A 21,394-nucleotide genomic window follows, 5' to 3' on the forward strand; every position below is an offset into this window, starting at 1 on the left:
GTGACGTTGGCGTGCAATACGTCCGATTATACCGGCCGCCCCTGCCGCCACGCACCTTCGACCGAACGGCCGACGCTCACTTCGACGCGTCTTCCTCGACCGGCTGCGCGATGCCGAACACCTGGCGCAGGTAGGCGAGATAGGCCTTGTCGTCGCACATGCTCTTGCCCGGCGAATCCGACAGCTTCGCGACCGGCTGGCCATTGCAGCGCACCATCTTGATCACGATCTGCAGCGGCACGTAGCCGAGATCGTTGGTGAGGTTCGTGCCGACGCCGAATGCGAGCTTGCAGCGGCCGCGGAACCGTTCGTACAACTGCATGACCTTCGGAATGTCGAGCGCGTCCGAGAACACGAGCACCTTCGTGCGCGGGTCGCACCGGTTCGCCTCGTAATGGCGCAGCATCCGCTCGCCCCAGTCGAACGGATCGCCCGAATCGTGGCGCGCGCCGTCGAACAGCTTGCAGAAGTACATGTCGAAGTCGTTCAGGAACGCATCCATTCCGTAGACGTCCGACAGCGCGATCCCGAGGTCGCCGCGGTATTCCTTCGCCCACATCTCGAAGCCGTAGATCTGCGAGTCGCGCAGCCTCGGGCCGAGCGCCTGGCACGCCTGCAGGTACTCGTGAGCCATCGTGCCGAGCGGCGTGATGTCGTGCTTCATCGCGTACAGCACGTTGCTCGTGCCCGCGAACTGCGGGCCGAGGCCGTCGCGCAGCGTGAGTGCGACCTCCTCGTGCCAGACCTTCGAAAAGCGCCGGCGCGTGCCGTAGTCGGCGATCTTGCAGTCGGCAAACTCGGGCTTCGCGCCGAGCAGCTTGATCTTCTCGCGCAGCCGCTCGCGGCCTTCGCGATAGTCTGGCTCGCGCTGCGTGTTGCGGAAATAGACTTCGTTGACGATCGCGAGCACCGGGATCTCGAACAGGATCGTGTGCAGCCACGGCCCCTTGATCTCGATGTCGATCTCGCCGTTGCCCTTCGGCGAAGGCGTGATCGAGATGTACTTCTCGTTCAGGTGGAACAGCGCGAGGAAGTCGACGAAATCGCTCTTGATGAAGCGCATCCGCCGCAGGTAGTCGAGTTCGACGTCGGAAAAACGCAGCGAGCACAGGCCGCGCACCTCGTCGCGGATCTCGTCGATGTACGGCACGAGATCGACGCCTTGCGTGCGGCACTTGAAACGGTATTCGACGTTTGCCGCCGGGAAGTGATGCAGGACGACCTGCATCATCGTGAACTTGTAGAGATCCGTGTCGAGCAGCGAAGTGATGATCATGATTTGCGGCACCGCCAATATCGTGACAGGGCCCCGGCGCACAGCGCGCCGCCCGGTCTGTCGGCCATGTTACCCGAATGCGGGCCCGACCATCGTGAAACCGCCTGCCGCCCCGCTCCGTCGCGCCGACGCCCCGTATCCGGGTTCCTTTTTGCGCGCCCCTCGGCAGGCCCCCATAAACTAATCACGAAACGATATAAGCCGGAAAGCCGACCACGCCATGCGGGTTTTGCGCTTCAGTTACAATGCCGCTTTTGGCGCAAACGCCACCCCATATATACCGCCAAGCAGGAGCGTTTTAATGACTCACGTTGTGACCGAAGGCTGCATCAAGTGCAAATACACGGATTGCGTGGATGTGTGCCCGGTGGATTGCTTCCGTGAAGGTCCCAACTTTCTCGCCATCGATCCGGACGAGTGCATCGACTGCGCCGTGTGCGTCGCCGAGTGCCCGACCAATGCGATCTATGCCGAAGAAGACGTTCCGGGCGACCAGCAGCAGTTCACCGAGCTGAATGCCGAACTGGCAAAGGGCTGGCCGTCGATCACGAAGACCAAGCCGGCACCGGCCGACGCGGACGAGTGGAAGGACGTGCAGGACAAGCTGCACCTGCTCGAGCGCTGATCGCGCGGCGGCCGCAGAATTTTTTTGTGTGCCGCGGCCCAAAAGTATTGACAGGCTAGCCGACACTCCATACAATCTCGTTTCTCTGCTGTTTGTTCCCCGATAGCTCAGTCGGTAGAGCGCCGGACTGTTAATCCGTAGGTCCCTGGTTCGAGCCCAGGTCGGGGAGCCAAAAACGCATAGGCCCGTTGAAAGTGGACGGGCTTTTTGCTGGTAACCGAACATGCAGATGTACCGATTTATTCCCCGATAGCTCAGTCGGTAGAGCGCCGGACTGTTAATCCGTAGGTCCCTGGTTCGAGCCCAGGTCGGGGAGCCAGACAGCGAAAGGCCCGTCATTCGACGGGCCTTTTGTTTTTCCGGCCGCCCTTTCGCATTTTCGTGGCCCGGTCCCGCGCATGCTAGAGTCTCTGTCTCGCATTCGCATCCGGTTCCATCGATGAAGCACCGTCTCCTGCGCGCCGCACCCTTCGCCCTCCTGCTCTCCGCATTCGCCGCCGCGCCGCTCGCGCACGCGGAGGAAGTCGGCAGCGTCAACACCCACTTCCGCGTAACGGGCTCCGACCGCGTCGTCGTCGAGGCGTACGACGATCCGGTCGTGAACGGCGTGACCTGCTACGTGTCGCGCGCACGCACGGGCGGCATCAAGGGCACGCTCGGCGTCGCCGAGGATCCGAGCGAGGCGTCGATCGCGTGCCGGCAGGTCGGCCCGATCACTTTCAAGGAACCGCTCAAGCAGCAGACCGACGTGTTCAGCGAGCGCATGTCGTTCATCTTCAAGACGCTGCACGTCGTGCGCGTGGTCGACAAGAAGCGCAACACGATCGTCTACCTGACCTACAGCGACCGCATCGTCAGCGGCAGCCCGAAGAACGCCGTCACCGCGGTGCCGATGCCGGCGGGCACGACGATTCCGGTCAAGTAAGGCCCGCACCCGCCGGACGCGCGAGCGATACACTGTCGGTTCGACCGCTCCCGCGCCCGATCATGTCCGCCACCCGCCTTCCAGACTCCGCACGCTACTGGCGCACGCCGCTGCTGCCGGAGGCAGATCTGGTCACGGCCACCTATCGCGACCACACGTTCGCGCCCCACTGGCACGACGCGTACACGATCCCCGTGATTCTCGAAGGCGCGGAACGCTTCACCTATCGCGGCAGCGGCCATGTCGCCGAAGCGGGCACCGTGCCCGTGATCAATCCCGGCGAAGTGCATACGGGCTCGCGCGCGGCGGACGAAGGCTGGTGCTATCGCGTCAGCTACATGCCGGTCGAATTCATCCGCGAACTCACGAGCGCGATTGCCGGCCGCCCGCAGGACGCACCGTGGTTTGCCCCCGACGTGATTCGCGACGCCGACCTCGCGGCCCGGCTCGCGCTGGCGCACCGGATGATGGAAGCCGGCAGCGAGCGCGCACTGTCCTCCCACGCGCACGGGCAGCCGGCCGGCGATGCGGCGGCCGGCGATCCGGCGGCCGGCGATCCGGCCTCCCGCGCACCGCGCATCTATGATCCGCTCGCCGCCGAAACGGCCATGCTCGACGCGCTGTCGACGCTGATCGTGCGCCATGCCGACGCGCAGCCGCGACCTGCGCCGCTCGCGGCGGACGAACCGCGCGTCGAGGCGATGCGCGAGCGGCTCGCCGCCGATCTCACGTGCACGGTGACGCTCGACGAAGTCGCGCAGGCGGCCGGCCTGTCGCCGTTCCACGCGGCGCGCCTGTTCACGCGCACGACCGGCATGCCGCCGCATGCCTGGCGCAACCAGCTGCGATTGCAGCGCGCGCTGGCGCCGCTGCGCGCGGGCGTGCCCGTCGCCGACGTCGCGGCGGCCAGCGGCTTCGTCGACCAGAGCCACTTCACGCGGCATTTCAAACGGATGTTCGGCGTGCCGCCCGGGCGCTGGCAGGCGAGCTGACGCGCGGTTTCCCGCATCCGGCCGTCCGCTTGCCGCCGCGCCGGCAAACGCCCGGGTAGCCACCCCGCCCGCAACCGCAAGAACATACAAGCCCGAAAACCACCGGACCGCTATCCTCCACCGCATGGAGGAGCACGCTTTGAACCCGACACCCGCATCGCCCCCTCGCCGCCCGCTCAACGAATGGCTCGACGGCGCGCGCGACACGATCCCGATGATGATCGGCGCGGCGCCGTTCGGCGTGATTTTCGGCACGCTCGTCGGCGGCGGCCCGCTTGCCGCGTGGCACGGCGTGCTGATGTCGCTCGCCGTGTTCGCGGGCTCCGCGCAGTTCATCGCGCTCGGCCTGATCGCGGGCAGCGCGAGCTTCGTCGTCGTACTCGCGACGACGCTGATCGTGAACCTGCGCCACCTGCTGTACAGCGCGACGCTCGCGCCCTATGTCGCGCACCTGCCGCTGCGCTGGCGCGCCACGCTCGGCGCGCTGATGACCGACGAAGTATTCGCGGTCGCCTATGCGCACTACCGGCACTTCCCGCCCGGCACGATCGGCCCCCACTACTTCTTCGGCTCCGGGCTCGCGATGTACCTGAACTGGCAGGTCTGGACGCTCGCGGGCATCGGCTTCGGCGCGGCATTCCCGGGCCTGCAGTCGCTCGGCCTCGATTTCGCGATGGCGGCGACCTTCATCGCGATCGTCGTCCCGCAGCTCGGCACGCTGCGCTATTTCGCGGCGGCCGCGACGGCCGGCACGCTCGCGTACTTCTGGCAGGGCTGGCCATACAAGCTCGGGCTGCTCGGCGCGGTCGCCGCCGGCGTCGCGATCGGCGTCGCGCTCACGCTGCTGCACGAACGCGCGCGCGCCGGTTCGCGCACGGAGGCCGCATCGTGAGCTACGCACTGCTGATCCTCGGGATGGCCGTCATCACGTACGCAATCCGCACGACGCTGTTCCTGTTCGGCGAGCGGCTGACCTTCCCGCCGCTCGTACGGACCGCGCTCGGCTTCGTGCCCGTCACCGTGCTGACCGCGATCATCGTGCCGATGACCGTCTCGCCGCATGGCGGCACGGCCGAACTGACCTGGCGCAATCCGCAGCTCGTCGGCGCGCTCGCCGCCGTGCTCGTGTCGGCGGCAACCCGCCGCCCGCTCGTGACGATCGCGGCGGGGCTTGCGGTGTTCTTTTTCTGGCAAGGGATCGTGCTGCCGCACTGGCTGCCCGCCTGAGCGGACACTCCACCACGCGCGCTCAAGTTTCCGCGCGGCACGCCGATATAGCAGATGAAGACCCGCCACCGGCCTCTGCGCGCACCGGTCAGTCGACGCTGCGCCCGCACCGGTGCGCCGTGCCGGCCGCCGGCTTGCGCGGGCCGCCATCGAGACGATTCATGGGCCAGATCACCCTTTCCCTCAAGGACGACACGCTCGAGTCCCTGCGCAAGGACTACGACGCGTTCGTTCGCGTGTCGCTGAAACTCGACCCGCAGTTCGCGACGCCGTCGTTCGAGGATTTCCTGCGCGCGAAGCTGCTCGACAACATGGTTCCGCTGACCGAGCACGCGGTGCAGCGGATGCTGCAGGGCGGCCAGTACGCGTGGGCAAAGCGCACGCTCGACAAGGAATTTCCGGACGTCGTCGCGATCCTGATGCGGCAGGCCGGCGAATTCGGCTTCGGCTTCGCGTCGCGCTCCGAATGGACGCCCGACGAACTCGCGAAGGCGTGCCGCGACTGGGCGAAGGCGATCGTCGCCGAGGCGCAGGGCGACCCGGCGCAGATCGACCCGCTCGCGTCGCAGATCAAGGGCGCGGCTCAGGACATCCAGGCGCTCGAAGAACTGATGCAGACGCCCGCGTGGCGGCTCGCGGAATCGCTTCGGCAACGGATTTACGAGGCCAAGCTCGCATGCGAGATGAGCGTCGGCAGCACCGCGCGCGACAAGCTCGGCGAACTGCGCGGGCTGTTGCGGCTCGGGCTCGCACACGGCTCGTTCCAGAAACAGGAAGCGCAGCAGATCATGGAATACCTGCGGCTGCTGAAACCGGAGATCTTCGTCGAAGAGCCGTACGACGTCTTCACGCGGCTCGCTGCGTGGCTGCGCAGCGTATTCACGCCGGCTGCCGCGCGCCCCGCGCAGGGACAAGGCCAAGGACAGCGCCGGCCGTGACCGCGCGCCCGCGCGGCTGAAAGCATGAACACATGAAAACGGCCCGGTTCGCGCGAAGCGAACCGGGCCGCCGGACGGCCGCCGTCGCGACGTGCCGTCCAGGGCGAGCGTCGCGCGGCGCCAGGCACCGCTTACTGCGTGGCGCCCTGGGCCGATGCACCGCCCTCCGCGCCGACCGATGCACCGCCTTCGGTCGCTTCGCCGGCCTTCGCCTTGGCCGAACCAACATGGCTCTTGGCCGACTTCGCGGTGTGCTTCGCATGCTTCTTGGCCGAGTGTACGGCCGACGACGCCGTATCCTTCGCACCGTCGGCTGCCGCGCCGACCGCATCGGTCGCGCCGCCGACCGCATTGCCCGACGCATTCGCGCCGGCGCTGCCCTGCACGCCCGCGCCGACACCCGCTGCCGGGGTCTGCGCCTGCACGCCGGCACCTGCCGCGCCCTGCGCCGCCGTGCCCGTCTGGGCAAACGCGGCCGAAGTGGCGAACGCCGTCAGCGCGGCACCGATCAGCATCGTACGAATCTTGGACATGACAATCCTCCTCAAGAAGTTGTGGGCGCGAACCACAGCGATGCGGTCCGTCGCGTCCCCCGCCGCAACACGCAGCAGGTACGACAAAAGACCCGCGGCCCGCACGGCAGGTTCTCGAATCTCTCAGACTGTTACCCACCGTTTCATTTGCTGACGAATCGCTCACAGTCCTTAACAACTGCGCGCCGCCCACGCTCGCGCGCCGGCCCGCGGTGCCGTATGATGCGAGGCGATTCCTTCCGCGCATTGCGCACCTTCTTCGTCATGCCCAACCTGGATTTCACGCTGACCGGCGAATACGTCGAGCTGCACAACCTTCTGAAGATCACCGGCCTCGCGGACAGCGGCGGCACCGCGAAGCTGATCGTCGCGTCCGGCGCGGTGAAAGTCGACGGCGCGGTCGAGCTTCGCAAGACCTGCAAGATCCGCGCGGGCCAGGTAGTGCTGCTCGGCGACACGCGCATCGCGGTGCGCGAAGCCTAGCGCCTGTTCCCCCTGTCCGCGACATGGCCATCGGCGCGCGCGTTCGACACGGTACGAATAAAGCCGTAAGCTAGCCGTCTCTCAAAATAACTACAGACAGCGCGGGCCCGCACCCGCGCGAGCGCCCATTCCATGTCGCATTCCGGTCTCACGCGGACGGCCGCCGCGCCGCCGTCCCTGTCCAGTCACGCCGCCGATACCGCGCGCCTCGCCGCACCGCTCGCGATCGCGCAACTTTCACAGATGGCAATGAGCGTCACGGACACAGTGCTGCTCGGTTCGCTCGGCCCCGATTCGCTCGCGGCCGGCGGTCTCGGCGCGAACTTCTTCTTCGTCATCGTCACCATTCTGCAAGGCGTGCTGTCGTCGGTCAGCGTGAGCGTCGCGCATGCGCGCGGCGCCCAGGCCGAGGACCGCGTGCCGCACATCTACTGGACCGGGTTCGCGCTGTCCGTGCTGCTTGCGATTCCGGCGATCGTCGCGCTGTCGCTGGCCGAACCGATCCTGCTGATGTTCCACGAGCCGCCGCTGCTCGCGCATCACGTCGGCGAATACACGGGCATCCTGCGCTTCGCGGCACTCGGCAGCCTGATCGGCGTCGGGCTGATGCGCGCGTTCCTGCCGGCGATCGGCGCCGCGCGGCGGCTGCTGTGGGTGTCGATCGGCGGTGTCGGCGTCAACGGCGTGCTGAACTACGGGCTGATCCACGGTGCATTCGGGCTGCCGCGCCTCGGCTTTCTCGGGTCGGCGGTCGCGACGACGATCACGATCTGGCTCACCGCGCTCGCGCTGATCTGGCTGCTGCACGGCCGGCAGCGCTTCCGCCATTTCGTGACCGCGGCGCGCCCGAAGCTGCCCATGATGGGCGAGTTGATCGGCATCGGCTGGCCCGTTGCGATCACGTACGGGGTCGAATCGACGCTGTTCCTCGGCACCGGCCTCACGGTCGGCGTGCTCGGCGCGACGTCGCTTGCCGCACACCAGATCGCGCTGAACGTCGCGTCGGTGTCGTTCATGGTGCCGCTCGCGATCGGCCAGGCCGCCAACGTCCGGGTCGGCTACTGGGTCGGCGCAGGCTCGCCCGTCGCCGCGCGGCATGCGGGCTTCGTCGCGCTCGCGCTCGGCGTCGCGTTCATGTCGCTGTCGGGCGTCGTGATGATCGTCGCGCCGCACACGATCGTCGGCCTGTACCTTCACCTCGACGACCCGGCCAATGCGGCCACGGTGTCGCTCGCGGCGTCGCTGCTCGGCATCGCCGCGGTGTTCCAGATCGTCGACGGGATGCAGACCGTCGCGTCGGGCGCGCTGCGCGGCCTGAAGGACACCCGCATCCCGATGCTCGCCGCGACCTTCGGCTACTGGGGCATCGGCTTCCCGACCGGCTACTGGTTCGCGTTCCATGCGGGCCTCGGCGCGCGCGGCCTGTGGTGGGGGCTCGCAGCCGGCCTCGCGAGCGTCGCGGCGCTGATGGCATGGCGCTTTCATCTGAAGACCGCGTCGCTCATCGCGGCGCGGCATTGAGCGCGACACGACACGAAATCGCGGCCGACGCTATGCTTGTCGGCTGAAGGCCCGAAGTCCCGATGACGCCGCGCGAGCGGCGCGAGTGCCTCACGATACGCCCGACGCCGCGCATTGCGCGGCCTTTCCCCTTTCCAAGAGGAGTGCATCATGAACGAAGCAGTTCGGATGGAACGCGACACGTTCGGCGAGATCGCCGTGCCGGCCGACCGGCTCTGGGGCGCGCAGACCGAGCGCTCGCTGCAGAATTTCCGGATCTCGACGGAGAAGCAGTCGCCCGAGCTGATCCACGCGCTGGCGATCGTCAAGCGCGCCGCGGCGGCCGTGAACCAGTCGCTCGGCGTGCTGGCCGACGACAAGGCGCGCGCGATCATCGACGCGGCCGACGAGATCATCGCCGGCAAGCATCCGCGCGAATTCCCGCTCGCGGTCTGGCAGACGGGCTCCGGCACGCAGACCAACATGAACCTCAACGAGGTGATTGCCAATCGCGCGAGCGAGCTGATGGGCGGCGAGCGCGGCGAAGCGCGCAAGGTTCATCCGAACGACGACGTGAACCGCGGCCAGTCGTCGAACGACGTGTTCCCGACCGCGATGCACGTCGCGGCCGCGTACGCGATCGTCAACCACCTGCTGCCGGCGCTGCGCACGCTGCGCACGACGCTCGATGCGAAATCGAAGGCGTTTGCCGACATCGTGAAGATCGGCCGCACGCACCTGCAGGACGCGACACCGCTCACGCTCGGCCAGGAGTTTTCCGGCTATGTCGCGCAGCTCGACCAGGGCATCCGTCACGTCGAATCGGCGCTGCCGCACCTGTACGAGCTCGCGCTCGGCGGCACCGCGGTCGGCACGGGGCTGAACGCGCATCCGGAGTTCGCGGTGCGCGTCGCCGACGAAATCGGCCGGCTGGCGAAGCTGCCGTTCGTGACGGCGCCGAGCAAGTTCGAGGTGATGGCGGCGGCTGACGCGCTGGTGTTCGCGCACGGCGCGCTGAAGACCGTCGCGGCCGGCCTGATGAAGATCGCGAACGACGTCCGCTGGCTCGCGAGCGGGCCGCGCTGCGGGCTCGGCGAGCTGTCGATTCCGGAGAACGAGCCGGGCAGCTCGATCATGCCGGGCAAGGTGAACCCGACGCAGTCGGAGGCCGTGACGATGCTGTGCTGCCAGGTATTCGGCAACGACGTCGCGGTCAACGTCGGCGGAGCGAGCGGCAATTTCGAGCTGAACGTGTTCCGGCCGATGATCGCGCACAACGTACTGCAATCGGTGCGGCTGCTCGCGGACGGCGCGCGGAGCTTCAACGACCACTGCGCGGTGGGCATCGAGCCGAATCGCGCACGCATCGACCTGCTGCTGAACGAATCGCTGATGCTCGTGACGGCGCTCAATCCGCATATCGGCTACGACAAATCCGCGCAGATCGCGAAGAAGGCGCACAAGGAAGGCACGACGCTGAAGGCCGCCGCGCTCGCGCTCGGCTACCTGACCGAGGCGGAATTCGATGCGTGGGTGCGCCCCGAGCAGATGATCGGGACGCGGTAACGGCGGAACGACGGGCGCGGCGCAAACAGCGCGGCGCCCGCGACGCTCATACCGTGCCTTTCGCGACCTCTTCCGGCTTCATCTCGACGATCTTGTCGAGCGCGGCCCGCACGTCGGCCGCATATTTCGCAAGCACCTTCTGCTCGTCGGTCTCGGGCACGAACGGCGGCACCGGCACCGGGTTGCCGTTCTCGTCGACCGCGACGAACACGACCAGGCAATCGGTGGTCTGGCGCAGCACGCCGCCCTTCGGATCGCCGGCGTGCACGGATACATGGATGTGCATGCTGGTGCGCCCCGTCGCGACGACGCGCGCCTTCAGCTCGACGAGATTGCCGACCAGGATCGGGCGCTGGAAACGGATGTTGCCGACGCTGACCGTCACGCAATAGCGGCTCGACCAGACGGCCGCGCACGCATACGCGACCTCGTCGATCCACTTCATCAGCGCGCCGCCATGCACCTTGCCGCCGAAGTTCACGGACGAAGGCTCGGCGAGGAAGCGGAATACGGTTTCGGTGCGGTCGAGGGCGGCCGGTACGGGGGACGGTTGGGACATCTTGTTGGCTCCGGGCGACAGGGGCGCTGTAATCGGGCCATTATACGTTGCACTGCGGCAACGCGTCGCGGGGCGCCCCGTGTGGCGCGGCGGCGCCGACGCGCCTGAAACGCACACGGATCCGCGCCCGTCAGCGGCGTATCGTGATGCCCTGGTCGATCGTCCCGTACATCTCGAGGCTGCCGCCCCGCTCGCCGGCAGCGCCCGCGCCGCCCTGCGCACAGGCCGCGCAGACGAGCGCGGCCGCCAACAGGCTGAAAATCGTCTTCATCATTGCATCGTGTCACGGGCGTCGGCCCGCTGCCGCCGCGTCCGGCCATTCTACGCGTGCCCTGCACGGGGCCGCAGTCCGGTCCTCCGCATGGTCAGTGCCCGCGCCAGTACCGCCGCATTCGACATTTCAGCCGGATCCGAAGCATCGAATGCCCGCCCCCACTACACTGCAAGTCATCCCGCCTGACGAGACACGACGATGACCGATCACGACGACCACCACTTTCCGGGCCTGAGCCGCATCGGCGCGCTGATCGCCGACCCGGGGCGCGCCGCGATGCTGTGGGTGCTGATGGACGGCAGCGCACGACCGGCCGGCGAACTGACGATGATCGCGGGGCTGTCGCCGTCCGCGGCAAGCGCGCATCTCGCGCGGCTGACCGAAGGCGGCCTGCTCGCGCTCGACGTACGGGGCCGGCACCGCTACTACCGGATCGCATCGTCCGACATCGCGGCATCGCTCGAGGCGCTCGCGAACGTCGCCCGCGCGGCCGCGCCGCACCGCCCGGTTCCGCCGCCGTCGCGCACGGTGCCGGCCGAACTGCGCTACGCACGCACCTGCTACGACCACATGGCCGGCGAACTCGCAGTGCGCATCTTCGACGGGCTCACTGCACGCGGCTGGCTGCTCGCCAACGGCGATGAGATCGAGACCACCGAACTCGGCACCCGGGCGCTCGCGCAATGGGGCATCGACGTCGCCCAGCAGCGCGCGCGCCGGCGCCGCTTCGCGTGCGGCTGTCTCGACTGGAGCGAGCGGCGCTCGCATCTCGGCGGCGCGCTCGGCGCCGCGCTGCTCGAGAGCTTCTGTGCGCATGGCTGGATCGAGCGCTCCGCACGACCTCGCGTGCTGCGCATCACCGTGCCCGGACAGCAGGTTTTCGACGGGTGGCTTACGTCTGCTTGACGCCAGCATTGCGGCTGCACGACAACGGCTCGCGATGGACAGGTTTTGTTACATCGCGTGCCATCCGGCTTACAAAACACCGAGCACTGAAACAGACCGAGCGGATATTGTGAACTCAACGGCACGAATCGACGCGCCGCGATAACGACGAAGACGCTCACCATGGCCCCCCTGTTCACGCTCAAGCGATCCGCCCGCTATACGCTGCTCGCGTTCGTCGCGCTTGCGACGCTGCCCCCCGCATTCGCACAATCGGCCAATGCCCCGCCGTATGCGGCCGCGGCACGGCAACCGGGCGGCGATCCGCCGGGCCGCGTCGCGCGGCTCAATTACCTGTCTGGTGCCGTGACGACCGAACCGGCCGGCACCGATACGTGGTCGTACGCCGCCGTGAACCGGCCGCTGACGACCGGCGACCAGCTCTGGAACGATGCCGGCGCGCGCTCGGAACTGCATATCGGCTCGACCGCGGTGCGGCTCGGCAATTCGACGAGCCTGTCGGTGCTGAACCTCGACGACACGACGACGCAACTGAAGGTCGGCCTCGGCACCTTGTCGACGCACGTGCGCGAGTTGCCGGCCGGCGGGTCGTACGAAATCGACACGCCGAACCTCGCGCTCGGCATCACGGGCCCCGGCGACTATCGCGTCGATGTCGCGCCGAACGGCGCGAGCACGACGGTCACGCTGCGCAGCGGCAGCGCGACCGTGTACGGCAGCAACGGACAATACCCGCTGTCGCCCGGACAGCAGGTCGTGTTCACGGGCACCGACCTGCAGGTTGCGCAGCAATCGCCTGCACCGGGCCCCGATGCGCTCGACCAGTGGGCCGCCAGCCGCGATGCAGCCGAGGAGCGCTCGGTGTCGGCCCGCTACGTGTCCCGCGACGTTCCCGGCTACCAGGATCTCGACGCGAACGGCACGTGGCGCGAAACCCCGAATTACGGCTCGGTATGGGTGCCGAACGACACGCCGGCCGACTGGGCGCCGTATCACGACGGCCACTGGATCTGGCAGGCACCGTGGGGCTGGACGTGGGTCGACGATGCACCGTGGGGCTTCGCGCCGTATCACTACGGCCGCTGGGCGTACGTGGACGATAGCTGGGCATGGGTGCCCGGCCCGATGGTCGTCAGCCAGCCGCCCGTCTATGCACCGGCGCTGGTCGCGTTCGTCGGTGGCGGCGGCGGTCCCGACTGGAGCGTCGCGCTCACCGTCGGCGGCGTCGCCGCGGCCGGCTGCGCATGGTTCGCGCTCGGCCCGGGTGAGCCGTGGCACCCCGGCTGGGGCGGCTGGAGCCCGCACTACTACGACCGCGTGAACCGCAACATCGTGGTGAACAACGTCAACGTGAACAAGACCGTGAACGTGACGAACATCACCAATATCACCAACATCAACAAGACGTACGTGAACTTCCACGCGCCGCACGCGATCACGGCCGTGCCGGCCTCCGCGTTCGTGCACGGTCAGCCTGTTGCGCACTTCTCGCAGCACGTCGACCCGCAGCAATGGCGCAATGCGCATGTGACCCCGGGTACGCCCGGTATCGCGCCGGTGCGCCAGAGCTTTACCGGCGGGCTGCGCAATGCCGGCTACCGTCCTCCGGAGGCGATCGCGCAGCACCCGTACGTCGCCACGCGCAATCCCGCCGTGCCGGCCGCGTATCGCGACCAGGCCGCCGCCCACCTCGCGCAGCAAGGCGGACGCGTACCGGGCGCCGGCGCCCCCGTCGTGAAGACGAACGTGCCGGCCGACTACACGGCTCGCCCGGTTCGCGTTCCGGGCAACCCGAACGGCGGCGCATGGGCAATGCACAACGTGCAGCTCGTGAATCCGCACGGCCCCGTCGTGCAACCTTCACGCGCGCCGCACGAAGGCCAGCCGCCCGCCGCGCAGGCCGGACGTCCGGGTGCGACGGTGCCGGGCGCGCCGACTATCGCGCGGCCGGCGAACGGCGAGAACCCCAATGCGCCGCGCTTCGCCAACGGCGGCATGCCGCAGGCACCGGGCAACCCGGCGCCGCACCAGGCGTTCGGGCCCGGAAACGGCGTCCCGCATCCGCCGGTGGCCGGCAATTTCCCGTCGGGCAACGGCAACGCGCACGCAGCCGAGGCGCCGTCACCTGCGTGGATGCAGCCGCACACGCCGATGGAGCGTCAGCGCCCCACCTCGCCGACCGCACGGCACGCGGCAGGACAGAATGCGCTGCCGCCCGTGCGCAGCGCGATGCCGGTGCCGCATCCGGACGGCGCGCCGGCTCCGCAGGGCGCGCAGCCCGGCGGCCGGAACGAAGCGCCGCGTGCGCTGCCGCAGCCGAGGTTCGACAATACGGCGCAAATCCCGCAGCCGCGTCCGCGCCCCGAATTCCCGACGCCGGCCCAGCATGGGCAGCCGCAACCGGAACGGGCCGCCCCCGCGCCGCAACCGCGCCCCGAATTCGCGCAACCGGCGCCACACCGCGAAGTCGCACCGCCGCGCGTGAACGAGTACCGTCCGCCGGCCCCCGCCGCACACGAAATGCCGCGTCCGCAGCCGCAGGCGCCGCGCATGGAGCCACGGCCGTCGATGCCCGCACCGCACATGGAACCGCGCCCGTCGATGCCCGCGCCCCGGATGGAACCCCGGCCGCAACCGGCGCCGCACGTCGAGGCGCCGCGCCCGAGCAACCCGCCGCCGCAAGGCGCTCACGAAGAGCGGCACCGCCAGTAAGTGCCGCGAACGTGAAGCAAAAAGGCCCGACCGGCTGATGCCGGTCAGGCCTTCTTTCTGCGGGGGCCGCGCGATCAGACCGCCATCGGCGCGGTCAGCGGCTCATGGTGGCGATAGCCGACGAGCGAAAAATCGGACGGCTCGATCTGCTCGAGCCACTCGGGCGCATAGACACCCGTCTTCGCGTATTCGGGCACGCGCTCGGCAATCTCGAGCCGCGGGCTTTCGTACGGCTCGCGTGTGAGCTGCTGCTGCAGCATGTCGAGCTGGTTCTCGTAGATGTGCGCGTCGCCGATGAAATACGTGAACCAGCGCGGCGTATAGCCCGTCAGCCTGCCGACGAGCGACAGCAGTGCGGCCCCTTCCGTCAGGTTGAACGGCGTGCCGAGCCCGACGTCGTTGCTGCGGATGTACAGGCACAGCGAGATCTCGCGCTTCGTCGCATTCGGCAGGAACTGGTACAGCAGATGGCATGCCGGCAGCGCGATCTGGTCGAGCACGGCCGGATTCCACGCGTGAAACAGGATACGACGGTCGGCCGGATTCTCCATGATCGTGTCCAGGCACTGGCGCAACTGGTCGATCGCCTTGTACAGCAGCACCTTCGGTGCGCCGTCCTCGTCGAAGCGGGTGACGATCCGGAAGCCGCGGCGCGTCGCGTCGGCGATCTGCGCATCGGCGCCCGCATCGAGCACCTTGTAGCCCGGCCACTGGCGCCATTGCACGCCGTACACGTCGCCGAGATCGTCGACGCCCTGGCGATACGGGTTCGCGAGCCACTGCGCGTTCTCGTTCGCGTTCGCGTCCCACACCTTGCAGCCGAGCGCGCGGAAATCGGCCGCGCTGCGCGACGCGCGCAGGAAGCCGACCAGTTCGCCGACCGCGGACTTGAACGCGAGCTTCTTGGTCGTGACGGCCGGGAAGCCTTGCTGCAGGTCGAAGCGCAGCATCGCGCCCGGCATGCTGATGGTGCGGATCCCCGTGCGGTTCTCCTGCCAGGTGCCGGTATCGAGAATGGTACGAACGAGGTCGAGATACTGTTTCATGCGGGTTCCTTCGGCCGCGAGGGCGGCCGTACCCGCCAATTTTAGCAAGCGTGATGCGGAAGCTCCGGCAACGACGCAGGAAACCCTGCCAGCGCGTCGCCGCGATCGCGCATTCCGTGCGCGCACATCAGCCGGTAGAGCGTGACGCGCGACACGCCGAGTTCGCGCGCGGCATCCGCAAAACGGCCGCGATGGCGCAGCAGCGCCTGCTCGATCGCCTGCCGTTCGGCCGCCTCGCGCGCCTCCAGCAGCGACACGGGCGCGAGCGTCGCGTAGTCGTTCAGTTCGAGATCGGCCGCGGTGATCATCCGGCCCTCCGACATCACGATCGCGCGGCGCACGCGATTGATCAGCTCACGCACATTGCCCGGCCACGAATAGCCGTACAGCGAGGCCACCGCATCAGGGGAAAAACCGCGCAGGCGGCGATGCGCATCGCCCTTGAAACGCTCGAGCATGTGGCGCGCGAGCACCTCGATGTCCTTGCCCCGCGCGCGCAGCGGCGGCTCCTCGATCTTCAGCACGCACAGGCGATGGAACAAGTCCTCGCGGAACCGCCCTTCGCGCAACGCCGCTTCCATGTCCACGTGCGTCGCACAGATCACGCGCACATCGACCGGCACCGACACGTGCGCACCGAGCCGCTCGATCTTGCCTTCCTGCAGGAAACGCAGCAGGCTCGCCTGGCTTTCGAGCGGCAGGTCGCCGATCTCGTCGAGAAACAGCGTGCCGCTGTTGGCGGCCTCGACGCGGCCGATCTTGCGCTGGTTCGCACCGGTGAACGCGCCGCGCTCATAGCCGAACAGTTCGGCCTGCAGCAGCGTCGACGGGATCGCACCGCAATTGATCGCGATGAACGGCGCCTGCGCACGCGACGAGCGCTCGTGAATCGCAACCGCCGTCAATTCCTTGCCCGTGCCCGATTCGCCGGAGATGAACACCGGCGCATCGGTCGACGCGACGCGGCGGATTGTCCTGAAGAGTCCGAGCATCGCATCGCAGGTGCCGACCATCTCGCCTTCGCTGCGGCCCGCACCGGCGAGCGCCGCAACGGGCTCGGTCAGCGCGACCATGCCATGTGCATGACCGACGGTCTCGACGATCCGCGACATCTCGTACGGCATCGTCACGTAGTCGAAGCAATAGTCGCGAATGAGATGGCGCAGCGTGGCGTCCTGCAACTGACCGCGCCGCGTCGCCGCGATCCAGCCGATGTGCTGGATGCTCAGGCAGGATTCGAGTTCGCGCAGGTCCGAGGGCTTGAAGCCCGGAGAGAAATCGAGCAGGCCGGCCGTTGCAACGCCGTGCTGCACGACGCGTCGTACGTCGCGTACGGTCTCCGCGAGATCCACGCGCCAACCGCATTCGTCGAAATGCCCGCGCAACGCATCGTTCGGTTCGCGCGAGTAATAGATCACGTGCCGCTGATCGGCTCCCATATGCCCACCCCGTTCATCAACCATCTAACGATTGCCGCGCACGCGAAGCCGCGTGCGAAAGGATCGAATCGGGTCAGCCCAAGGTGGCTCGATTCGCCATGCCGATGCGCGGCAACGACAAAGCCTCGCATGATGGCGCTTATCTCGCGTCCGTTTTTTTTGATCAAGATAGCTTAGTTATAGGCACTGAATGCGACAAACCCATTTCAGCGCCTCGGGCGATGCGGTCGAATCGCTCGGAAGTCGACGCATGTCAATCATCTGCACATAGCACCTGCACAGCGACGTGCTCTTTCATCGACACACGCATCGATTTTCATCCTTGAAGCGTATCGATTGAATCCGCAGTATTCCCAAGCCCCCTCGTTTCAGGCCTGAAACATTTTCAGGCGTTTTTCGCCGCACTGGTCAACGCGGGTGCGCGAATCGCAGTCATGACAAGGGTCCCGGCTCGATGGCATGTATTTCGCTGAATAGGAATACATCGGAGACAGCGACCATGCGAAAACATCTGTTACTTTCTTTTGTGCCGATGGCGATTTCGCTCTCGGCAGCCGGCCCGCCCGCGCCGGCGCACGCGGATGAAAACGTGAAACTGGATCGCGCAATGCTGCTTGCGGAAAACACGCCAGGCATGCAGCCCGGCAACGGGTTCGGCATCGTGACCGTGTCGGCACCGCAACCGCTGCCGGCCGGCAAGGCTTCGGTGACGCTGTGGGACGAGATCCCGCCTCCGCCCCAGTTGCCGACACCGCTCCCGGTACCGCAGCCACGCGGCGTACAGCACGCGATGGAAAAGAACACACAAGGCACCACGCACCAGTGAGCATGCACCAATCCATTCGATGAGGATTCCGTAGTTATCCGAATCGGCCGGACAGCATCGATCGCGACCACCCTCACCGACCCCGCGACACGAAACGGTTTTGTGCTCCGTCCCCCGGCGGGCACTCTTTTTACTCAGTCCGTCGCCGCGACGCATTGCATCGCGCATCGCGGCGCGCAACACCGGAAAGCCGATGCACGTGCGAGGAATCCGGCATGCACCGCCGTTCCGGTAGAATCGGCGCCATTCCGGCTTTCCTCTTTCCCGACCTTCATGACGACGTTGACCCTGATCGTCGCGCGTGCCCGCAACGGCATCATCGGCCGCGACAACCAGTTGCCCTGGAAACTTCCCGAGGATCTCGCGTTCTTCAAGCGCACGACGATGGGCGCGCCGATCGTGATGGGCCGCAAGACCCACGAGTCGATCGGCCGGCCGCTGCCGGGCCGCCGCAACATCGTCGTCACGCGCGATGCAACGCGCCGCTTCGATGGCTGCGACACGGTCACGTCGCTCGCCGACGCGCTGGCCCTCGTCGCACGCGACGGCGTGCCCGAAGCATTCCTGATCGGCGGTGCGCAACTCTATGCGGAAGGCCTCGTGCTCGCGGATAAACTGATCGTCACCGAGATCGATGCCGACTTCGACGGCGACGCATCGTTCCCTGCGCCCGACGCCGCGCACTGGCAGGAAGTCTCGCGCGATGCACACCAGGCTGCCGCGCCGAACACGTTCGGTTATGCATTCGTCGTCTACGAACGCAAGCGCGTCTGACGCGTCGCGCACAATGAGCAAAGCCCGACCGGCTCGCGCCGGTCGGGCTTTTTCGTTTCGTGGCGGCCTGCGCCGCGCGCGGCTTACTGCCCTGCGATCGTCATCTGCTCGATCAGCACCGAGCCCGTTTCCTTCGTACCGCGGACGATCGAATCCGCGCCAATCGCGACGATATGGCGGAACATCTCCTGCAGCGTGCTCGCGACGGTGATTTCCTCGACCGGGTACTGGATCACGCCGTTCTCAACCCAGAAACCTGCCGCGCCGCGCGAATAGTCGCCCGTCACATAGTTCACGCCCTGCCCCATCAGTTCGGTCAGCAGCAGGCCCGTACCGAGCTTCTTCAGCATCGCGTCGAAATCGTCGCCCGGCCGCGTGTTCGAGCTGCGCAGCGCGAGATTGTGCGAGCCGCCCGCGTTGCCGGTGGTCTGCGTGCCGAGCTTGCGCGCCGAATAGGTCGACAGGAAGTAGCCTTCGACGACGCCGTCCTTGACGACGCTGCGCGCGCGCGTACGTACGCCTTCCTCGTCGAACGGCGCGCTGCCCATCGCGCGCGGCACGTGCGGATCCTCGACGACCTGGATATGCGGCGCAAACACCGGCTTGCCGAGGCTGTCGACGAGGAATGACGTCTTGCGGTACAGCGCGCCGCCGCTCACGGCCTGCACGAACGCGCCGAGCAGGCCGGCCGCGAGCGGCGCCTCGAACAGCACGGGCACCTTGCGGGTGTCGAGGCGGCGTGCGCCCATCCGCGCGAGCGCACGCTCGGCCGCGTAACGGCCCACCGCTTCGGGCGCCGCGAGATCGATCGCGCTGCGCTTCGACGAATACCAGTCGTCGCGCTGCATGTGACGGCCGCTGCCCGCGATCGGCGCGCATGCGATGTAGTGGCGCGAGTACGGATAGCCGGACAGGAAGCCGCGCGACGTCGCGAGCACGAACTGCGAATGCTGCGCCGACACGCTCGCGCCTTCCGAATTGCGGATCTGCGGGCTGACCGCGAATGCGGCGTCTTCCGCGCGGCGGGCGAGCTCGACGGCCTCGTCGGCCGTCAGCGCCCACGGATGATAGAGATCGAGGTCGCGCGGGTCGGTTTCGAGCAGCTCGGCCTCGGCAAGGCCGGCCGCTTCGTCCTCGGCCGTGAAACGTGCGATGTTATAGGCGGCAGCGACGGTATCCTTGATCGCGGCCGGTGAAAAATCGGACGTGCTCGCGTTGCCGCGCTTCTTGCCGATGAACACCGTCACGCCGACCATCTTGTCGCGATTGTGCTCGATCGTTTCGACTTCGCCGCGGCGCACCGACACCGACAGGCCGTCGCCCTCGGAGATTTCGGTCGCGGCGTCCGTCGCGCCGAGTGCCTTCGCATGGCGAAGGATGTCCGACGCGATTTCTTTGAGCTGGTCCTGCGTGTGCGGGAAATAGCGCGCTTGTACGTCGAGATTGGCTGCCATCGTCTTGGTATCCGGTGGCGGGCGGGCGCCCGCATGTTCAAAATGTTGCGTATCCCGCGATCATAGCAAGGTCCGGGGACGGACACAGACAAGCTTGGGGTGTCCGCGCCGCGATACAATGCCGCCCATGACACGCAAAACCCGAATTCAGCCGATCGAGCATGCCGTCGAAGACGACGACAACGGTTACGATCGCCCCAGCAAATCCCAGTTGAAGCGCGAGATGCACGCGCTGCAGGAGCTCGGCCAGGCGCTCGTCGACCTGCCGAAGGACGCGCTCAAGCGCATGCCGATGCCGGAGGCCCTCGCGGACGCCGTTCGCGAGGCGCGCCGGATCACCGATCACGAAGGCAAGCGCCGCCAGCTCCAGTACGTCGGCCGCGTGATGCGCTCGCTGACCGACGACGAGACGGCCGCGCTGCGGACCGCACTCGACGCGCAGCGCGGCGTGAACAAGGCCGCGACGGCCCGCCTGCACTGGATCGAGCGCACGCGCGAACAGCTGCTCGCCAGCGACGACGCACTGACCGAATTCCTGCGCCAGCACCCGGAAGCCGACATCCAGGAAGGCCGCACGCTGATCCGCAACGCGCGCAAGGAAGCGCAGCAAGGCAAGCCGCCGCGCTATTTCCGCGAACTGTTCCAGTGGGTCAAGACCGCGAGCGGCACCCCCGGCGGGGATGACGAAGCGGCCGACGACGCCGGAGACGACCATGACGACGAAGCCTGACCACCCGGACGAGCTCGTCGTCGGCCTCGTGTCGATCAGCGACCGTGCCAGCACGGGTGTCTACGAAGACAAAGGCATTCCGGCGCTGCAGGAGTGGCTCGCCGGCGCGCTGGTCTCGCCGTGGCGCGCCGAAACCCGGCTGATCCAGGACGACGCGCAGACGATCTCCGCGACCCTCGCCGAGCTCGTCGACGTCGCCGGCTGCGATCTCGTGCTGACGACGGGCGGCACCGGCCCTGCGCGCCGCGACGTGACGCCCGAGGCCACGCTGGCCGTGGCGACGAAGGAAATGCCGGGATTCGGCGAACAGATGCGGCAGATCAGCCTGAATTTCGTGCCGACCGCGATCCTGTCGCGGCAGGTCGCGGTGATCCGCGAGACGGCCGACCATGCGGCGCTGATCATCAACCTGCCCGGCCAGCCGAAGTCGATCCGGGAAACGCTCGAAGGGCTGCGCGACGCCGACGGCAAGTCGACCGTGCCCGGCATCTTCGCAGCGGTGCCCTACTGCATCGACCTGATCGGCGGCCCGTACATCGAGACCGACGCCGCGGTGGTCGCGGCGTTCCGGCCGAAAAGCGCGCAGCGCGCGCCGCGCTGAGCGCGCGC

Annotated in this window: 22 protein-coding genes and 2 tRNA genes; 17 read left to right on the plus strand and 7 right to left on the minus strand. The window is 67.7% G+C overall.

Annotated elements, in window-relative coordinates; translation table 11 throughout:
• Positions 1-76: 76 nt before the first annotated feature.
• On the minus strand, positions 77-1,276 hold the full coding sequence (gene pncB, locus DM992_RS16095) for a nicotinate phosphoribosyltransferase (RefSeq protein ID WP_034183077.1): 1,200 nt from the start codon (positions 1,274-1,276) through the stop codon (positions 77-79).
• Positions 1,277-1,577: 301 nt separating this feature from the next.
• Here pncB and fdxA point away from each other — a divergent pair, with 301 nt between their 5' ends.
• The 8 genes from fdxA to DM992_RS16145 all read left to right on the plus strand — a co-directional run bounded on the left by fdxA (position 1,578) and on the right by DM992_RS16145 (position 5,983).
• Positions 1,578-1,901 carry a ferredoxin FdxA gene (gene fdxA / locus DM992_RS16110; protein WP_034183076.1) on the plus strand — a complete coding sequence of 108 codons (324 nt, stop codon included), beginning with the start codon at positions 1,578-1,580 and terminating at the stop codon, positions 1,899-1,901.
• 96 nt (positions 1,902-1,997) lie between these two features.
• Positions 1,998-2,073: transfer RNA gene (locus tag DM992_RS16115), tRNA-Asn, on the plus strand.
• A 71-nt stretch (positions 2,074-2,144) separates the two neighbouring features.
• Positions 2,145-2,220, plus strand: a tRNA-Asn gene (locus DM992_RS16120).
• 120 nt (positions 2,221-2,340) lie between these two features.
• Positions 2,341-2,826, plus strand: a complete 486-nt coding sequence (locus DM992_RS16125) for a CreA family protein (protein WP_111017541.1) — start codon at positions 2,341-2,343, stop codon at positions 2,824-2,826.
• Between the two features lie 62 nt (positions 2,827-2,888).
• Positions 2,889-3,818 (plus strand): AraC family transcriptional regulator, encoded by a 930-nt coding sequence (locus DM992_RS16130; RefSeq protein WP_111017542.1) that lies wholly within the window; start codon positions 2,889-2,891, stop codon positions 3,816-3,818.
• A gap of 124 nt (positions 3,819-3,942) precedes the next feature.
• On the plus strand, positions 3,943-4,710 hold the full coding sequence (locus DM992_RS16135; protein ID WP_111017543.1) for an AzlC family ABC transporter permease: 768 nt from the start codon (positions 3,943-3,945) through the stop codon (positions 4,708-4,710).
• The gene (locus DM992_RS16140) at positions 4,707-5,045 is read left to right on the plus strand and encodes an AzlD domain-containing protein (RefSeq protein ID WP_034183072.1); all 339 of its coding nucleotides are present in this window, start codon (positions 4,707-4,709) and stop codon (positions 5,043-5,045) included. Before DM992_RS16135 ends, DM992_RS16140 begins: the two co-directional genes overlap by 4 nt.
• Positions 5,046-5,206: 161 nt before the next feature.
• Positions 5,207-5,983 carry a DUF4088 family protein gene (locus DM992_RS16145; RefSeq protein WP_111017544.1) on the plus strand — a complete coding sequence of 259 codons (777 nt, stop codon included), beginning with the start codon at positions 5,207-5,209 and terminating at the stop codon, positions 5,981-5,983.
• A 131-nt stretch (positions 5,984-6,114) separates the two neighbouring features.
• Here the strand turns inward: DM992_RS16145 and DM992_RS16150 are convergent, their stop codons facing one another.
• On the minus strand, positions 6,115-6,516 hold the full coding sequence (locus DM992_RS16150) for a hypothetical protein (RefSeq protein WP_111017545.1): 402 nt from the start codon (positions 6,514-6,516) through the stop codon (positions 6,115-6,117).
• 264 nt (positions 6,517-6,780) lie between these two features.
• On the opposite strand from DM992_RS16150, the gene DM992_RS16155 reads away from it, so the two are divergent.
• The 3 genes from DM992_RS16155 to fumC all read left to right on the plus strand — a co-directional run bounded on the left by DM992_RS16155 (position 6,781) and on the right by fumC (position 10,065).
• Positions 6,781-6,999 carry an RNA-binding S4 domain-containing protein gene (locus DM992_RS16155; protein WP_006486208.1) on the plus strand — a complete coding sequence of 73 codons (219 nt, stop codon included), beginning with the start codon at positions 6,781-6,783 and terminating at the stop codon, positions 6,997-6,999.
• Positions 7,000-7,131: 132 nt separating this feature from the next.
• A complete protein-coding gene (norM, locus tag DM992_RS16160) occupies positions 7,132-8,520 on the plus strand; it encodes a multidrug efflux MATE transporter NorM (protein ID WP_111017546.1) in 1,389 nt (462 codons plus the stop codon).
• 150 nt (positions 8,521-8,670) lie between these two features.
• Positions 8,671-10,065, plus strand: coding sequence for a class II fumarate hydratase (gene fumC / locus DM992_RS16165; protein ID WP_111017547.1), 1,395 nt, complete (start codon positions 8,671-8,673; stop codon positions 10,063-10,065).
• A gap of 46 nt (positions 10,066-10,111) precedes the next feature.
• On the opposite strand, the gene DM992_RS16170 is transcribed toward fumC, so the two are convergent.
• Both DM992_RS16170 and DM992_RS42310 read right to left on the minus strand, forming a co-directional pair.
• Entirely contained in the window at positions 10,112-10,624 is a 513-nt protein-coding gene (locus tag DM992_RS16170; RefSeq protein WP_014897688.1) for an acyl-CoA thioesterase, read from the minus strand.
• 130 nt (positions 10,625-10,754) lie between these two features.
• Positions 10,755-10,895 carry a hypothetical protein gene (locus DM992_RS42310; RefSeq protein WP_204356091.1) on the minus strand — a complete coding sequence of 47 codons (141 nt, stop codon included), beginning with the start codon at positions 10,893-10,895 and terminating at the stop codon, positions 10,755-10,757.
• A 201-nt stretch (positions 10,896-11,096) separates the two neighbouring features.
• Between DM992_RS42310 and DM992_RS16175 the strand changes: the two genes are divergently transcribed.
• Positions 11,097-11,804, plus strand: a complete 708-nt coding sequence (locus tag DM992_RS16175) for a helix-turn-helix transcriptional regulator (RefSeq protein WP_111017548.1) — start codon at positions 11,097-11,099, stop codon at positions 11,802-11,804.
• 162 nt (positions 11,805-11,966) lie between these two features.
• Positions 11,967-14,516, plus strand: coding sequence for a DUF6600 domain-containing protein (locus DM992_RS16180; protein ID WP_111017549.1), 2,550 nt, complete (start codon positions 11,967-11,969; stop codon positions 14,514-14,516).
• A 74-nt stretch (positions 14,517-14,590) separates the two neighbouring features.
• Here the strand turns inward: DM992_RS16180 and DM992_RS16185 are convergent, their stop codons facing one another.
• Complete coding sequence (locus tag DM992_RS16185) at positions 14,591-15,562, minus strand: thymidylate synthase (protein ID WP_072436420.1); 972 nt, start codon at positions 15,560-15,562, stop codon at positions 14,591-14,593.
• Positions 15,563-15,603: 41 nt separating this feature from the next.
• Positions 15,604-17,001, minus strand: coding sequence for a sigma-54 dependent transcriptional regulator (locus DM992_RS16190; protein WP_111017550.1), 1,398 nt, complete (start codon positions 16,999-17,001; stop codon positions 15,604-15,606).
• 499 nt (positions 17,002-17,500) lie between these two features.
• Between DM992_RS16190 and DM992_RS16195 the strand changes: the two genes are divergently transcribed.
• Together DM992_RS16195 and DM992_RS16200 are read left to right on the plus strand one after the other, a co-directional pair.
• Positions 17,501-17,827, plus strand: a complete 327-nt coding sequence (locus DM992_RS16195) for a hypothetical protein (RefSeq protein WP_111017551.1) — start codon at positions 17,501-17,503, stop codon at positions 17,825-17,827.
• Between the two features lie 273 nt (positions 17,828-18,100).
• A complete protein-coding gene (locus DM992_RS16200) occupies positions 18,101-18,601 on the plus strand; it encodes a dihydrofolate reductase (protein WP_111017552.1) in 501 nt (166 codons plus the stop codon).
• Positions 18,602-18,684: 83 nt separating this feature from the next.
• On the opposite strand, the gene pmbA is transcribed toward DM992_RS16200, so the two are convergent.
• Positions 18,685-20,055: a metalloprotease PmbA gene (gene pmbA, locus DM992_RS16205; RefSeq protein WP_111017553.1), complete on the minus strand. Its 1,371-nt coding sequence runs from the start codon at positions 20,053-20,055 to the stop codon at positions 18,685-18,687.
• Between the two features lie 127 nt (positions 20,056-20,182).
• On the opposite strand from pmbA, the gene yjgA reads away from it, so the two are divergent.
• Positions 20,183-20,785 carry a ribosome biogenesis factor YjgA gene (gene yjgA / locus DM992_RS16210; protein WP_275427571.1) on the plus strand — a complete coding sequence of 201 codons (603 nt, stop codon included), beginning with the start codon at positions 20,183-20,185 and terminating at the stop codon, positions 20,783-20,785.
• Positions 20,769-21,386, plus strand: a complete 618-nt coding sequence (gene mog / locus DM992_RS16215) for a molybdopterin adenylyltransferase (RefSeq protein WP_111017555.1) — start codon at positions 20,769-20,771, stop codon at positions 21,384-21,386. The genes yjgA and mog overlap by 17 nt, the downstream gene beginning before the upstream one ends.
• Positions 21,387-21,394: the final 8 nt, after the last annotated feature.

This window comes from Burkholderia sp. JP2-270 (assembly GCF_003233675.1).
In the GTDB taxonomy this organism is placed as follows: domain Bacteria; phylum Pseudomonadota; class Gammaproteobacteria; order Burkholderiales; family Burkholderiaceae; genus Burkholderia; species Burkholderia pyrrocinia_C.

Excerpts from the sequence above, each read along its gene's own strand:
- pncB (WP_034183077.1), bottom strand. The coding sequence starts at position 1,276 with ATGATCATCACTTCGCTGCTCGACACGGATCTCTACAAGTTCACGATG.
- fdxA (WP_034183076.1), top strand. The coding sequence starts at position 1,578 with ATGACTCACGTTGTGACCGAAGGCTGCATCAAGTGCAAATACACGGAT.
- DM992_RS16125 (WP_111017541.1), top strand. The coding sequence starts at position 2,341 with ATGAAGCACCGTCTCCTGCGCGCCGCACCCTTCGCCCTCCTGCTCTCC.
- DM992_RS16130 (WP_111017542.1), top strand. The coding sequence starts at position 2,889 with ATGTCCGCCACCCGCCTTCCAGACTCCGCACGCTACTGGCGCACGCCG.
- DM992_RS16135 (WP_111017543.1), top strand. The coding sequence starts at position 3,943 with ATGGAGGAGCACGCTTTGAACCCGACACCCGCATCGCCCCCTCGCCGC.
- DM992_RS16145 (WP_111017544.1), top strand. The coding sequence starts at position 5,207 with ATGGGCCAGATCACCCTTTCCCTCAAGGACGACACGCTCGAGTCCCTG.
- DM992_RS16150 (WP_111017545.1), bottom strand. The coding sequence starts at position 6,516 with ATGTCCAAGATTCGTACGATGCTGATCGGTGCCGCGCTGACGGCGTTC.
- DM992_RS16155 (WP_006486208.1), top strand. The coding sequence starts at position 6,781 with ATGCCCAACCTGGATTTCACGCTGACCGGCGAATACGTCGAGCTGCAC.
- norM (WP_111017546.1), top strand. The coding sequence starts at position 7,132 with ATGTCGCATTCCGGTCTCACGCGGACGGCCGCCGCGCCGCCGTCCCTG.
- fumC (WP_111017547.1), top strand. The coding sequence starts at position 8,671 with ATGAACGAAGCAGTTCGGATGGAACGCGACACGTTCGGCGAGATCGCC.
- DM992_RS16170 (WP_014897688.1), bottom strand. The coding sequence starts at position 10,624 with ATGTCCCAACCGTCCCCCGTACCGGCCGCCCTCGACCGCACCGAAACC.
- DM992_RS42310 (WP_204356091.1), bottom strand. The coding sequence starts at position 10,895 with ATGAAGACGATTTTCAGCCTGTTGGCGGCCGCGCTCGTCTGCGCGGCC.
- DM992_RS16175 (WP_111017548.1), top strand. The coding sequence starts at position 11,097 with ATGACCGATCACGACGACCACCACTTTCCGGGCCTGAGCCGCATCGGC.
- DM992_RS16180 (WP_111017549.1), top strand. The coding sequence starts at position 11,967 with ATGGCCCCCCTGTTCACGCTCAAGCGATCCGCCCGCTATACGCTGCTC.
- DM992_RS16185 (WP_072436420.1), bottom strand. The coding sequence starts at position 15,562 with ATGAAACAGTATCTCGACCTCGTTCGTACCATTCTCGATACCGGCACC.
- DM992_RS16190 (WP_111017550.1), bottom strand. The coding sequence starts at position 17,001 with ATGGGAGCCGATCAGCGGCACGTGATCTATTACTCGCGCGAACCGAAC.
- DM992_RS16195 (WP_111017551.1), top strand. The coding sequence starts at position 17,501 with ATGCGAAAACATCTGTTACTTTCTTTTGTGCCGATGGCGATTTCGCTC.
- DM992_RS16200 (WP_111017552.1), top strand. The coding sequence starts at position 18,101 with ATGACGACGTTGACCCTGATCGTCGCGCGTGCCCGCAACGGCATCATC.
- pmbA (WP_111017553.1), bottom strand. The coding sequence starts at position 20,055 with ATGGCAGCCAATCTCGACGTACAAGCGCGCTATTTCCCGCACACGCAG.
- yjgA (WP_275427571.1), top strand. The coding sequence starts at position 20,183 with ATGACACGCAAAACCCGAATTCAGCCGATCGAGCATGCCGTCGAAGAC.
- mog (WP_111017555.1), top strand. The coding sequence starts at position 20,769 with ATGACGACGAAGCCTGACCACCCGGACGAGCTCGTCGTCGGCCTCGTG.